Source organism: Desulfosediminicola sp. (genome assembly GCF_048381775.1).
Classification (GTDB): domain Bacteria; phylum Desulfobacterota; class Desulfobulbia; order Desulfobulbales; family Desulfocapsaceae; genus Desulfopila; species Desulfopila ganghwensis.
This window is the reverse complement of sequence record NZ_JBLXGE010000015.1, coordinates 14,526-27,068: the sequence shown is the minus strand read 5'-3', so window position 1 is coordinate 27,068 and position 12,543 is coordinate 14,526. Positions and strand designations below refer to the sequence as shown.

The following is a 12,543-nucleotide window of genomic DNA, read 5'->3' as shown; positions in this document are numbered from 1 at the left end:
CCTCCCGTTACCTTTTCAGCCTGCCACAATTTGCTCGACAAGCTGTTATCCCAACTATATATTGTCGCGCCGATGCGGTCGCACCAACCCGACCAGTTCCGCCTTTTGCTTAGAGCTCTACCCATGGTTTTTTCAGGATGTCCCTTTTTCTCATTTCGCAAATCATTGTCGGCATAGCTGTCATTGCTGATATTGCTTCTTTTCAGTTTAAGCACCGATCCAGTATCCTTACCTGCCTTGCTATCTCCTGCTTTCTCATTTCGATTCATTTCATGTGTCTCGAGCACTGGACCGGAGCATGGTTGTTTATGCTCAACGCCATCAGGTATACAGTCACAATATTCACCACCGCCAGACTGCTTCTCTGGGTATTTCTCTTTTTCTGTGGAGCGATCTTCTGCACCACCTACGCCGGACTGCTTTCCGTACTGAGCTTAGGTGCCGCAATCCTGAGTACTGTCGCCTCATTCAGTAGTACAGATAAGCTGCTGCGTGAACTGATATTCTGCGGGACCTGCTTCTGGATTATGCATAACATCCTTGCCGGATCTCCCGGAGCAGTGGCACTGGAATCGTGCTTCATGGTTTCCAACGTGATTGGTTACTACAGATATTACCTCCGTCCCCGGCCTGTTAATAGTCCGGCATAGAACAACAAATCCCCAACAGCCTGCACCGTTGGGGATTTCACACTTTTCACCCCTCTCCCCTGTTACTGGAATTATCGCCGGGCTCGTGCTTAATTTCAGGAGTAATTTTTTTATGTCAGACAAACCTCCATAAATTCGATAACCTGCATAGACATTTCTCTCTGTCTGCACAAAACCGCACAAATTTATTCAAGTATTCCTGCTGCCTTACCACATCATCTCCCACCCTGAGGTAGATTGAATATACACTTCAGACCGTTACATTGGCTCAGAGCGATCTTATAATATTAAAGAATAACTCAGCTGCCCCTGGCGCTGTTTGGGCAGGTCAGGTGCAGGCAGGTGATCTGACGCACACGGATACCCCAGATAATTATTTTTCATAAAACCAGCAGGCAGCAGTTACCGATCATCATCAATCCAGCGTTTCCTACTTCTGTCATTTCCGCGGATAATCGGTTGATGATGATCACTCATCCCAACAAGGAGGAAATGACCATGATCAGAAAAGCTACTACTCTCTACCTCTGCCTCCTCATCTCAACTTTTGTTCTCGGCTGTGCCAATATGACCCCCACCCAAAAAGGGGCGGCAGTAGGCGGTGCAGTAGGGGCTATTGGCGGACAGATTATAGGATCGAGTACCGGAGCAACCTTGATAGGCGCTGGTGCCGGTGCTCTGGGCGGCGCCCTGCTCAATGACGCTCTCAATAAATAGGGTGACGTCCTGACACAATAGCGAGGTATTCCCTTTTCTCACAAGGAGACAGTTATGGGATTCGATAACCTGCAGAGAAGAATTGATCGACTGGAGCAACAGAACAGGCGCTTACAGAGTACTCTGGTCCTTTTGGCGATAGGTCTACTCGTCATACTGGTAATGGGGGCAAAATCGAGCTGGAATGATGGGGTTTTCGGTGAACTTACCGCAAAGAAAATCACCATAGTCGATAGCCGTGGCAACCATCTCATCTATATTGGCAGCGATGAGAAAGTTGGTACCGGTCTAAGCGTTTTCAATACAAGCGGGACAAAAGTTTTGAGCCTCGGTGTCACCGCAGATGACAGGGGCAGCGGCATTTTGGTCTCAGACAAACACGGCAAAGCGAGACTGGGTTTGGGCATGGACATGGGTGTTCCCAGCCTGGCAATGAGTGATGAAAACGGCAATAAATTTATTGCTCTCGGTGGAGACAACCGAGGCTATGGTCTGGTTATCATGGATGGTAATGAAGTGGAGAGAGCCGGAATCGGCTTTAAGGAAGGGCACACTGGCATCGCCATTTACGATGACCAGGGGCAATCTGTCCGTGGCATGGTGGTGGAGGCAAACGGCACTCACTATTCGTTCCCGGCAGTTGAGAGCGTCGCTCCTGCAGACGCTCAATAAAATCTGTATTTCACCAGAATGAGACGTGATAGCCTGGAGAATAGACCTTGCTCCGGGCTATCAGTAATCACAAGCTACTTCCTGACCAGCTCCAGATGCAATACCGGAAAAGGTTTGCCCATGCTGCCCAGTGGTGAGCGGGAGACGACCTTCCCTCCTGTTGCTCATAAAAACCAACGTCATCCCGGTTTTTCCCGTTCACATCAACCTTCACAGCGACCGAATTATCAACTGCGTATCTCAGCTGATGCGTACCTGTAACCTCCTCTCCTTGCCCGGTTGAGCACAAACAGCATTTCGATCATTCCAACGCTCACGCCTATACAACCGGCCAACCACCTGCTTTAACACCCTCCGGCATTACGCCGGAAAAGCCTGCTCCATAATTATCGGCTTTAAAAATTCGATATCTTTTTCGCCAATAAGATCGTGGCTGGCCCGTACCGAATTGCCCTATACCACCAACAGTTCGGTATACTCTGTTGAACATACATCTTTTACAAAAATACCATCCTCATCAATGCAACAACTCACTTCGCGCCATCTGATTTCCCCATCATGCAATAAGAGATTAAAATCACGCTAATTATTGTCTAGACGAAAACTAACTGGTAGATTGACAGCTATTCAATTTACGTTGTAATTTCATATTATTAACCTTAACTCTGCAATCTTCATAATGAACACATCCATCATGAAATTTTCCTCTGCCTCACAATTTTTTTTATTCGCCGCGGCTCTGCTTCTACCAGCAGGTCCCGCACAGAGCAGCCAGGATTTCTACAGCCAGCAGGAACTCAGGCAGTGTGTCTCGTATCACCAGACCATGGAGAAGAAGAAGGGGAATGTCAGAAAGCTTGAGGACATTCTGGATGAGATAGACGAAAAAATCAGCTATTACGATAGAAAACTAAATGATATTGAAGGGGAGATACAATATTCATCAGGTAGCCAACGGAACAGCCTTATTGACCAGTATGATTACCTGTTGGCAAAACGAAACGATTACTCAAATCTCTACAACAAGGCACTGGATAAACAAAAACTTCGTGCCTCCCAGCATGACAAGACAGTTAAACTCTACAATAACCAGTGCTTCGGTAAATCTGCGAAAGTCAGTGATCTGGATCTGATATGTCCGGAGCGAAAGGGGTATTGTGCTGGATTTAAATAGACGGGAAACGGATGCAGAATATCCATATCGATCCCGGAATGCTGATATCCCTGATTGAATTATATTAGCTTCCCAAGTCGACATTCCACGCAATATTCGCCCATAAACCATGTTCGGAAAGCAAAATCTCCAGCACCTCTTCTGTCTGCCCTTGGAATTTATCCAATCCATTAAAACCTGAAGCCCAGAAGAGTCTTCCAAAAGCATAGCCCCTGCCATACTCCTTCCACGAGTTGTAATCGGCTTGGATCTTCTCACCGTAATACCGAAGAATGATCCAAGCCTCTCTTTCCTCCAGATAACCGGATTGATAGCCCCATCTTGCAAGGGCAGCGGCCCGACCCCAATCCCAGGCGAGCAGTTCTGTTTGTTGAGCCTTTTCGAGATTCTCGCTGAGAAAATTCAGATAATTTTTATCTTTGCGAGTCAGGTGATATACAGCTACGATTTTCTGTGGAGCCATATCAGGATGAACAATGAGTAATTCCAGCAACCGCTGATATCGCTCATTATGCCCATGTTCTTCCAGCTTGCTGATCTGCTTCAACAGGTCGTTCCTGTTCTTAATGCCCCACCACTCCTGCAATCGTCGTGAATGCTCTGCTGTGGCCTCTCTGCTAATTAGTTCAACTTCCAGTGTGGTGTGAGACTCACCATTAGCTCGATTAACCAGGGCGGGAAGTGCAAGCAACCACCTTTTACTTTCAGACGAAAGTGCAATTTCCTCATCAAGACTAAAAGGTAGCTGCGTATCACCCTGAAATATTGAACTATTAGTTATCACATATACAGTAAACGTAAGTATTGTGAATAAACGCGATGAAAAGATCATAGTAGGTAAGCGATGACAAAACAGCAGACTAGGTAAGCCAAAGTCCAACTATCGCTCTTTGTTTCCCTTGAGAATTTCTCAGCGACGATCAGCCCTGGACTCTGTAGTTATAACCAACGACGATGGCGTCAAACTCCTCATCCGTTTTGAATTCCCGGTTGATAGGCAGGTCCTTACCAATTTCACCTGAACCTATCGAGTGAATGAGACTATCTACAACCACATTGTCTTTGAGCATAAATATGGTAATCCTCAAGTGCGTAATCGCATTGAAGTTGGCTTTATTCAAAATAGCCAGATCACCTTTCGCGAGATAACTTCCCGGTTCATCCAGTTCATCAATTTCCAATTGAACCCTGAAATCATCATCAGCGATCCTGCATGGATACTGGGGCGTATAACTGCTACAATAATTTGGGTTATTGGGATTGACATGTACTCCCACGTAAGAGGTGCAGGAGCTCAATAATACAACGCATAACAACATGATCAAACATAAGGTACGGTTCATCATCCTCTCCCTGGCTGGTTAGTAGTTATATGATTTTAAAATTATTCTGTTTCTCATCACACCGATGCTCAGTTAAAACTCGTCGAAAATCAGGCGTGAAATGGTAGGCGTATAGGCGGTGTAGGTTGAGCAATAAGCTCATCAACTGAATAAGTTGAATTACATCATAAAAAAACTTTGATAAAAAAACCGGCTATGATGTAGTTTCCCCCTTTATCCTGCCCCACCACAAATCTTAAGCCGAGGGTGTGTGGCAATGAGATTAGTTTCATATAATTAAATATTTACACTATATCAATACCACGTTGTATCAGACGGATCATGCTGAATTGGATTTTCCTTACAGCCAATTCCAGGATTCTGAGCCGGACAGACCCCTGACAGGATATCCGTGAACAATAACCCGATCATATAACAGGTTGAGATAAAATGAGTATTCGAATTGTAAGACTTGGAAGTGACAGGGCCGGGAATGAAGGTATTCGGATAGGTACCGTGCGTCGTCCGCCCCGTGGTATACCCAAAGCAGAGTTTTCCTCAGGTAACTGGTACGATGTCTGGCTTCCTAATCTTTCCCCGAGCCCGGAAACGATGAAGATGGGCAGGAGCGCAACGACCGAGAAAGAATGGCTTGCCTTTAAAAAGAAGTATCTGGCAGAGATGGCCCAAGCTGATAAAATTCGAGTCATCGAAATGTTGGCTGTCATGTCCCACAACAGCAATTTTTCGGTAGGCTGTTACTGTGAGAACGAAGCACGATGCCATCGCTCGATTCTAAGAGATCTCCTGCTACAATATGGTGCAGAGATTGAGGAATAATCCCAGGCACTGGTGGCACCTGCGCCGGCCCACCTGTTCACGTGTTACGAGACCTGAACCAATCCAGGTAACCGCTTCCTTTTCCTGATACAGCTACCGCCTCTCCCCACCAGTTCTGGCAAGCATGGGCATTCTCAAATTCCAGTGAATTGCAGCCCCACGCCAGGCAAAGGTTGCCAGGATACAGATAATAGACCCGATTTCTCTGTAGTCAGGGAGATAATGGAGGACCATCACAAAAGCTATGCCACCGATTGTTACAGGCACTGCATAAAGCTCCGCCTTCATCAGCAGGGTGGTGCGACCCGCCAATACATCCCGCATCAGTCCACCGCCAATGGCTGTAACGATACCCAGGATCACAGGTGCAGCAGGTAGGCCAAAGCCGAGATCCCACACCTTGGCGGTTGCCTGTATGCCGAATAATGCCGCCCCGAAACCATCTAGATAGAGCATCAGGCTATAGATATGACGTTTGGTAAAAAGGCGTCGTCCATAAAATGCCAGAATCGAGGTACCGACTCCAACCCAGATATAGTTCAGATCGAGGGACCAGAACACCGGTACATCCAAAATAAGGTCACGAATGGTACCACCGCCAACAGCGGTGATTAAACCGAGAACAATGGCACCAAAGACATCGAGATCCTTATCTTCCCGGATGGCCAATACCGCTGTAGACGCAAACGCCACGGTTGCCATCATTGCAAACAGAATATTCCAATTCGCCCATTGCATGTATTGTTACGAACTCCCAGCTATGTCAAAGGCCTGCCATTTCCAGCCGACCTATAATGAACAGACTTTGTATAATAATTGTATCAGCTACCGGTGTGTTTGAGGCACAATCTTCTCCAACGCCTGCCAACAAGCGCTGACTTTGTAGTCTATTTAACTGTTAAAGCCAAACAAAAAAACTGCCGGTTGTGGCGTGTCGTGAAACCACAACACCTGGATAGGGCCTTACCCCAGAGACACTTCGGGGGATTTTCTCCTGAAGTGCCGGCAATAATTAACATAAAAAACGTGCTGACAACTGCTGTAAAGAACTAAGAATATATGGCAAAGCACCTGACGACGACAATAAGGAACACCACATTCCTTTTATCGTCAGAAAAGCCTTTATTATCAAGGTAAACGAGGTGAACCTGACCTGGTTGCGAACTCACTGCCTGATTAATACTTCGGGAAAAAGGGACGTTATTATTGTTCGCTGTTTATGATGCACATCTTTGCTAGCCCTTTCGTACCACAAACGCCAGCATTCGATGAAATAGAGGATTTGCTCCTAAGCCCAAAATAGCAAAACGTTTATTGAAGACGCACAGGGTTAGTCCCGTATCAATCATGATCCGATCAATTTCGGAGATAAAGGCAGGGTTGATTACTGATGTTTTTTTCAGATGAGATAACAACCTATTAGAATCCAATAGATTGTCAAAGCGTAATATTAACGTACTCCCTTTACTGAAGAGTCTGAAACACGTGCTCTGGAATGTGACCTCAAGCTCTCCGGAAACATCTAATGGGCTGCATTTCAGTGACATGGGCATTGTATCATTTCGAATATCAGAGATATTATTCATTATGCATCGTGGCAATTCTTATGAATTCCATCCAGAAACAAATAACCGGTTCATGGTCTAAACCAGAACCGGCTGCCGGATGTTATTTTCGCACCTCTCTGGTTCGAATCTTCAATTTCCCGTTAAAGGTCCAGGGAACAGGCGCCGCATCCTCAGAAGCCTCACTGGGAATTTCTACTTTCAGGTTTTCGAAATCATAGGTTATTTCCGCATTTCTTCCTGTGAGCCTATCATAAAGGCTAATGAACATATCGGGCCAATTCTGATCTCTGTTTTCTGCCATGCCATACCTCTCTGGGTAAAATTTTTAACGGTGGACCAGCTGCAATAACTGGTTAGCCATTAATTAATCATACCCAGCTCTGAAGAAACTTCAAACTGTCTGACAGGATAGAGACTGCTAAATCACATGGGATTCCGCAACAGGTTCTATTTTTTAAATTTAGGGGTATCCATTTCTGCTGAACAGGTAATTAGTGTGGTCATGAGCCCAATAAACCCTGCTCCTCTGCGTCCATATGGGATCATGCAGGCAGCACAAGTAAACATGGGCAGGATGTACCCCGACAAGCCACTGCAGATTTCCCCACACTCCATTTTGGAAGAGAAGTGAGGTTGATATTAGGAGCAAAAAGGGGCAAAAGCCAAAAAAACTGAAGCTGAAAAGGATCTGATACGGCTTCAAAGGTGAGACGTTCTCTAACGTAAGTGAGCAAATTTCAAGACCTGCCCCGTCTTTTACCAAAACATATTCAAGCTGATAAACGGTGCGCGATATACTCTATCATCAGTTTATTCTGCTGACCTTTTCCATGAGTTTCCGGGCTTTTTCGATGGAGCTCAGCGCCTCAGGATGGTTCGGATTATACTCCAGCGCCCGCTCCCACTCCTTGATGGCGGATGAAAGTTTTTCCTCCACGAACAGGGTCACACCCTCTTTGAAATGATTTTCCGCTTGACGCCGTAATTGTTCCCTGACCTGGGCCAGCATTTGCTCTCTTCCGGCATACTGCGGATCGACCTGCTCAAAAACTTTCAGGGCTTCCAGAAATTCTCCCTGACGGTATAAATCCTCTCCCTGACGCACTAACTCGTAATCTTCCAGTATCTTGTCCCACACCATCTTTTCCTGCTGAAGTTCCTGTACTTCCATCAACTCTTTTTTGACATTTTTAAAGGAGGGATCAACATTAGAAAGTGAGGCGACAGCTTCCCCATATTTCTGTTCTGCTATCTGGATTTCGGCAAGTTTCAACAGCGACATATTGGTAATATATGACGCCTCATCATCCTTTGGCAGATATTCCAGAATGGTATATGAAATCCGCAGTGCTTCTTCATATCTGTTGCTTTTGAACAGCTTTCGTGCAACCAGGATATCTTTTTTGTAAGCGTGAACCGCCTGTGATGAAAATGCTTCGGGATCAGCCAGCAGTAACGTAGCGCCTTCAACGAGGTCTTTACTTGCGTCAACACCGGAAAACATTGTCAAAAGAAATTCGTAGCCGGGATCGCCATATACTTTTGAAGCTATTTTTTCAATAGTATCAGATTCCTGAACAATATATGAGACTGAGGGTTCAACCTCATATCGGTTGAACAGGTAATCTCGAGCTGTCCGGTTCGATGGGTCAAATCGCAAGGCTTCGATAAATTCACGACAAGCCTCTTCACTCTTTTTCTCTCGGTAAAACACCACAGCCTGCTTCGCATGTTCCTCCGAGATCGTTTTGAGCTGCGATGAGATAGAGTCCAATTTACCGTTAACGACCTGCTCTGCCTGTTTCCAGTACGTGAACGCTTCCAGGTACCTCTGGTCCTGCTCATTTTTTATGGCTTCAAGTTGGCTGGCGACAGGCAAGGGTGTACTGCCCTGCCAATCCGCGCAACCGGAGAGACCAGATAGCAGCAGGACCAGCCCAACACCCGTGCGGACTTTCATTAAGTCAATATTCCACCTGAAATTATCGTACTGTTTCATATCTCACGTCGACACCTGCAAAGGAACTCATAGTTATTTTCTTTACAGAGGGTTCCGGCAATTTCTATTGGTCGTAACTGTTCAACCAGCATGTTATCCCCTGAGTCTGTCAGAGTATTACATTTTTTTCACAAATCAAGGGAATTAAAGCAAATTAAACGAAGCCACACATCTAGTATTGCAAGCAATAACCGAAAGTCGGGAAAAAAGGGATTAGCCCGACGGACTTCTGGGGCATTTTATTTCGCATAAATAAGCTTATATGCCTGGACCAACCCTTCTCTGCCTTTTATTTTTTGAGGCGCCATCGACTCCACATCTATGAATTCAATGAGTTCTTTTTCACTGCTACCACCGACCACAACCTCACCAGGACCAGCAAGATTGCTCAGGAAAGAGGCAACATTGACGCTGTCGCCTATCACTGTGTATTCCATCTTGACCTGTGAACCTATGTTACCGGCGACAACGACACCTGACATTATGCCTATCCCGACCCGGTCTAACAACGGGTTGCCATCCAGGGAAGCACGGGCGAGTCTGTCCTGCATATCCATCGCCGCCATAACGCACCGTCTGGTGTGATTCTGCCTGTACACCGGCACACCGAATACAGCCAGCACAGAATCACCTATAAATTTATCGATATAGCCGCCATGTTCAAGAATAACCTCAGTGGCAATTGAAAAAAACTGGTTGAGTTTCTCCACCACCTCTTCCGGCTCCCTGCCTTCGGAATAGGCAGTGAACCCCCTGACATCGGCAAACAGGACCGAGGCTTCGTTCTTTCTGCCTTTAAGCCATGACTCTGCCGGGTTCTTCATGATCATATCGAGAACCTCCGGCCCGACATACTTGCCGAATGATTCCCTCATAACAGACTGCCGGTACAACTCACTTCCCATCACGTTAAACGCCCCACCCAGGGTTCCCAGCTCGTCATTTCGTTTGAGGTCGAGTTTGAAATTATAGTTCCCCCTGGCAATCTCCGAGGTGGCCTCGACCAGTTTCGACACAGGCCTGGAAAAACGGAAGCTGAACAAGACGGCAACAACCATGCTTACGAAGATTATCGCCAAGGCAACAGCAGCAAGAAACGCACGTTCATTGACGAACAGGTTATGGATAAAGTCTATCGACAATCCCACATGTACCTCACCGAGTTTCTTATCTTGAAACACAATCGGCATGCTGAGGTTAAGCACATGACCTTTTCCAGGCAGGGTGTAATTAAAGTAGGAAACCTGTCCTTTTATAAAAGGCGATTCTACTGCAGTAAATGGTGTAAATGGTTTATCGATCTTCGCATGATTGGTATGGGCCTTTATCATCCCCTCGTTGTTCAAAATGAAAGCATAATAATGACCTTCAACCGAGGCGACGTTGTTTATGAGGGTATTCAGCGACAGAGTGTCACCATTTAACAACGGTACTTTTGCGTTATTAGCGACGTAGTTGAGACTGACAGTTCCCAGCTTCACTGTCTGAGCATACAGTTGTTCCCTCTGCCTCTCCATAATCACATAGCTGAGAACAGATATGGACACTGCCAGTACAATCATGGTTGCGACTGACAGCTGAAGCCAGATCGGAATACGTGGGGATGGTACTTCCTCTGACAGATTCGCCCGTATTTTGCCAACCAGTATCCGTAAGTTGTCGGATAAAGAGGAGATCGAGAGGTCATAATGATCATTGACCGCATCGATAATATCTTCTTCGGCAATATTCTCCTGCTCAACAATAATCAGCCCCAACGGTACGACCTTGCCACTCTCATGCAAAACCCGCTTTTGTTGCTCCAAAGAAGAATAAAGTTGTTTCTCTGAAATAATGCCCTTCTTTACAAGCACTTCACCCAGCATCTCTTCCTGGGACGATTTGGTCAGCAGACTTTTCAGCCGATGAACAAAGGCTTTGACAATATGTGAAATTTTTCCCGACATAGGTAAACCTGAGCGATACATCGCCATAACATAACATAGTACATGTTCTATCTTGCTGGAATTAAGCAGCTAATTGCTACTTAACTGAAAACCAACCCAAGGTATAGATAGAATCATTAAGCCGAAAAAGCCAGCAGAGTTTTGGGAAACTTCATGAAAACCCTTTCAGCTACCGATTGCATATGGAAAATTGAAAGCAAGAGCCTGAGATTATTGCTCTTTACTGAGCAGAGCAACGCAGATGACAATTAGGGTAAGCTCCTGAATTGAGGTAACGAATCTTCAACAATATCTGATTACTACCAGACCACTCAAGCTACAATATCCATGTACGGTATATTCTCTTACTTCAGGGGGAAACTCTCAGAAGCCCAAAGGTACACCGGTAGACCTCAGTATCTACAAGCAAACACTGCCAAAATCAAGCCTGCTCAGTTACTACTTTCCTGAGTTCTCGATACGGACACAGATCACATGTCACTTCCGCCCCTTTTCACCATCTGCGACACTGTGGCATTGACTCGATATCTCCACACGACTTAAATTTCAGCTATAAATACAGCTGTTCCAGCCTTTCAATGGCGCCTTATTGTAGAGATATATGACAACCTGATGCCCAGGCTACACCTATGCCTTACAGGTTTGGAAATATCCAGTGTTTTTCCAGGGCCTAACCAGAAGCTACGAACTTCTGCCAATACTTGGTAAACCTCATGGGAAAGCACTTTGCCCGAGTGAGCACCCAGACTTCAAAAAGCAGTGATTTGACAATTCAGGTGAAGTGTGGACATGGTCTGTGGTTCGATCCGCTCTCAACATTTGGTGCTGCTTATGGTGAAGATCGGGTGAGCGGCTGTTGCATATTTATAACCTTCGACAAAAATGGAGTGGCGGAAAAGGTAGTCACCAAATAAATGATCGACCCAGAGTTAAATCGGAGTGAGGGGAGTGAGGAGAGAGGATGTCTGATCGTCAAGATTAGGAGACTCCCATGAAAGATATAACGAACTTCCTGCTTGAAATTGCGATTGTATTAGTCTTGTGTTGTTTTTTTCTAACAACTTTATGCGTTAATAACTCTTTTGCGACGGACCCGAAATCTGGCTACGGTGTGCTGGTGATACCAACAGTTGTCAGCAACAAAACTTCTTATCCATTTTGCTACTATTATTCTCTACTGTATGAGCCGAAGTCCACTGTCAAAATAGATGTTAGGCCAAGGGTTAATAAGCAATTTATCGCAATCAAAAAATTCCCTGCCGGCAAATACTCGATTAATGCAATTAAGGTACTGACTGCACCGACTTTCAGGGTAGTGTCGTTCCAGACGCCAAAAACACATAGCTTTAAAAAAGGAATGAATTTTAAAATAAAGGCTAACACTATCACTGTATTGCATTACGGGCTCAATATATCCATGAGATACAAGGACGACGACTTTACAAGCCGGGAGTTTTTTCAGCTTCACAAGTTCTATGCATTGTCCAAGGGCGAACTAAAAAACCTTGCTGCCCAGCTACGCACAATGTCCAAATTTAACGGGATGCCAGTTCGGTATAAGGGTAAAAAAAGAAATAGGGAAAGGAGGCAAGAATAATTAGTCGGATTTGCTTTGAGCACTTACAAACGTGATCTTTATTTAATTGTTTACATAT

General features: G+C 45.5%; 13 protein-coding genes and 1 pseudogene. 7 read left to right on the top strand and 7 right to left on the bottom strand.

Going from position 1 to position 12,543, the window contains the following annotated elements; genetic code table 11:
- Positions 1-137 precede the first annotated feature (137 nt).
- From ACN5NT_RS20415 to ACN5NT_RS20405, 3 genes are all read left to right on the top strand, one after another.
- Complete coding sequence (locus tag ACN5NT_RS20415) at positions 138-650, top strand: YgjV family protein (RefSeq protein WP_419176707.1); 513 nt, start codon at positions 138-140, stop codon at positions 648-650.
- Positions 651-1,112: 462 nt separating this feature from the next.
- Entirely contained in the window at positions 1,113-1,367 is a 255-nt protein-coding gene (locus ACN5NT_RS20410; protein ID WP_419176706.1) for a YMGG-like glycine zipper-containing protein, read from the top strand.
- A 54-nt stretch (positions 1,368-1,421) separates the two neighbouring features.
- A complete protein-coding gene (locus tag ACN5NT_RS20405; protein ID WP_419176705.1) occupies positions 1,422-2,039 on the top strand; it encodes a hypothetical protein in 618 nt (205 codons plus the stop codon).
- 74 nt (positions 2,040-2,113) lie between these two features.
- Here ACN5NT_RS20405 and ACN5NT_RS20400 read toward each other — a convergent pair.
- Positions 2,114-2,546, bottom strand: a pseudogene (locus tag ACN5NT_RS20400) (GNAT family N-acetyltransferase).
- A gap of 172 nt (positions 2,547-2,718) precedes the next feature.
- Here ACN5NT_RS20400 and ACN5NT_RS20395 point away from each other — a divergent pair.
- Positions 2,719-3,213 carry a hypothetical protein gene (locus ACN5NT_RS20395; RefSeq protein ID WP_136797931.1) on the top strand — a complete coding sequence of 165 codons (495 nt, stop codon included), beginning with the start codon at positions 2,719-2,721 and terminating at the stop codon, positions 3,211-3,213.
- 64 nt (positions 3,214-3,277) lie between these two features.
- Here ACN5NT_RS20395 and ACN5NT_RS20390 read toward each other — a convergent pair whose 3' ends face one another.
- Complete coding sequence (locus ACN5NT_RS20390; protein ID WP_419176704.1) at positions 3,278-4,093, bottom strand: DUF1266 domain-containing protein; 816 nt, start codon at positions 4,091-4,093, stop codon at positions 3,278-3,280.
- Positions 4,094-4,133: 40 nt separating this feature from the next.
- Positions 4,134-4,394: a hypothetical protein gene (locus ACN5NT_RS20385; protein ID WP_136797929.1), complete on the bottom strand. Its 261-nt coding sequence runs from the start codon at positions 4,392-4,394 to the stop codon at positions 4,134-4,136.
- 591 nt (positions 4,395-4,985) lie between these two features.
- Between ACN5NT_RS20385 and ACN5NT_RS20380 the strand changes: the two genes are divergently transcribed.
- On the top strand, positions 4,986-5,375 hold the full coding sequence (locus ACN5NT_RS20380; RefSeq protein WP_419176703.1) for a DUF488 domain-containing protein: 390 nt from the start codon (positions 4,986-4,988) through the stop codon (positions 5,373-5,375).
- 93 nt (positions 5,376-5,468) lie between these two features.
- On the opposite strand, the gene ACN5NT_RS20375 is transcribed toward ACN5NT_RS20380, so the two are convergent.
- The 4 genes from ACN5NT_RS20375 to ACN5NT_RS20360 form a co-directional block, all read right to left on the bottom strand.
- On the bottom strand, positions 5,469-6,113 hold the full coding sequence (locus ACN5NT_RS20375) for a trimeric intracellular cation channel family protein (RefSeq protein ID WP_136797927.1): 645 nt from the start codon (positions 6,111-6,113) through the stop codon (positions 5,469-5,471).
- Between the two features lie 930 nt (positions 6,114-7,043).
- Entirely contained in the window at positions 7,044-7,244 is a 201-nt protein-coding gene (locus ACN5NT_RS20370) for a hypothetical protein (protein ID WP_136797926.1), read from the bottom strand.
- A 504-nt stretch (positions 7,245-7,748) separates the two neighbouring features.
- Positions 7,749-8,903: a hypothetical protein gene (locus ACN5NT_RS20365; protein ID WP_419176702.1), complete on the bottom strand. Its 1,155-nt coding sequence runs from the start codon at positions 8,901-8,903 to the stop codon at positions 7,749-7,751.
- 278 nt (positions 8,904-9,181) lie between these two features.
- A complete protein-coding gene (locus tag ACN5NT_RS20360; RefSeq protein WP_419176701.1) occupies positions 9,182-10,888 on the bottom strand; it encodes an adenylate/guanylate cyclase domain-containing protein in 1,707 nt (568 codons plus the stop codon).
- Between the two features lie 713 nt (positions 10,889-11,601).
- Here ACN5NT_RS20360 and ACN5NT_RS20355 point away from each other — a divergent pair.
- Both ACN5NT_RS20355 and ACN5NT_RS20350 read left to right on the top strand, forming a co-directional pair.
- The gene (locus tag ACN5NT_RS20355; protein WP_419176700.1) at positions 11,602-11,802 is read left to right on the top strand and encodes a hypothetical protein; all 201 of its coding nucleotides are present in this window, start codon (positions 11,602-11,604) and stop codon (positions 11,800-11,802) included.
- A 77-nt stretch (positions 11,803-11,879) separates the two neighbouring features.
- The gene (locus ACN5NT_RS20350) at positions 11,880-12,485 is read left to right on the top strand and encodes a hypothetical protein (protein WP_419176699.1); all 606 of its coding nucleotides are present in this window, start codon (positions 11,880-11,882) and stop codon (positions 12,483-12,485) included.
- Positions 12,486-12,543: the final 58 nt, after the last annotated feature.

Bases quoted from the DNA above. Each gene is read 5' to 3' on its own strand.
- ACN5NT_RS20415 (WP_419176707.1), top strand. From the start codon at position 138: ATGTCCCTTTTTCTCATTTCGCAAATCATTGTCGGCATAGCTGTCATT.
- ACN5NT_RS20410 (WP_419176706.1), top strand. From the start codon at position 1,113: ATGATGATCACTCATCCCAACAAGGAGGAAATGACCATGATCAGAAAA.
- ACN5NT_RS20405 (WP_419176705.1), top strand. From the start codon at position 1,422: ATGGGATTCGATAACCTGCAGAGAAGAATTGATCGACTGGAGCAACAG.
- ACN5NT_RS20395 (WP_136797931.1), top strand. From the start codon at position 2,719: ATGAACACATCCATCATGAAATTTTCCTCTGCCTCACAATTTTTTTTA.
- ACN5NT_RS20380 (WP_419176703.1), top strand. From the start codon at position 4,986: ATGAGTATTCGAATTGTAAGACTTGGAAGTGACAGGGCCGGGAATGAA.
- ACN5NT_RS20375 (WP_136797927.1), bottom strand. From the start codon at position 6,113: ATGCAATGGGCGAATTGGAATATTCTGTTTGCAATGATGGCAACCGTG.
- ACN5NT_RS20370 (WP_136797926.1), bottom strand. From the start codon at position 7,244: ATGGCAGAAAACAGAGATCAGAATTGGCCCGATATGTTCATTAGCCTT.
- ACN5NT_RS20365 (WP_419176702.1), bottom strand. From the start codon at position 8,903: ATGAAAGTCCGCACGGGTGTTGGGCTGGTCCTGCTGCTATCTGGTCTC.
- ACN5NT_RS20360 (WP_419176701.1), bottom strand. From the start codon at position 10,888: ATGTCGGGAAAAATTTCACATATTGTCAAAGCCTTTGTTCATCGGCTG.
- ACN5NT_RS20355 (WP_419176700.1), top strand. From the start codon at position 11,602: ATGGGAAAGCACTTTGCCCGAGTGAGCACCCAGACTTCAAAAAGCAGT.
- ACN5NT_RS20350 (WP_419176699.1), top strand. From the start codon at position 11,880: ATGAAAGATATAACGAACTTCCTGCTTGAAATTGCGATTGTATTAGTC.